Genomic DNA, 432 nt, shown 5'->3' on the forward strand with positions numbered 1-432 from the left:
CTGGGTCGGGGATGTCGCGTCCGGTGCCTGATCCTGAGGTGGTCGCGCGTTTTGATGCGATGGCGGATGCGGCGTTGGCGCGGTATGCGCAGCGGTGTCCGTCGCCGGAGTCGATCCAGTGGGTGTCGGCGATCTCGGCGATGCAGCGGATTGCGAATCGGGCGGTGGCTGCGCAGTTGGTGGCGATCGGGGCGTTGTTCGCCCACCGGCTCGAGCAGGGTGTGGAGACCGAGGTGTGGGCGGCCGACACGATGGAGGCGGTGGCTGCGGAGGTGGGTGCGGCGTTGCGGATCAGCCGGGCCCGCGCGCACAGCCGGATCGAGGATGCCCGGGCGATGCGGGAGCGGATCCCGCGCACCGGGGCGGTGTTTGAGGCCGGTGATATCGATCTGGACGCGTTCCACACCATCGTGTTCCGCACGGATCTGATCG

Annotated in this window: 1 protein-coding gene; it reads left to right on the plus strand. The window is 69.2% G+C overall.

Annotated elements, in window-relative coordinates:
* Positions 1–23 precede the first annotated feature (23 nt).
* Positions 24–432, plus strand: a 409-nt coding sequence (locus tag AC5Y5V_RS31415; protein ID WP_499942987.1) for a DUF222 domain-containing protein, incomplete at its 3' end; no start/stop codon positions are given.

This window comes from Mycobacterium sp. NGS68, from assembly GCF_059812195.1.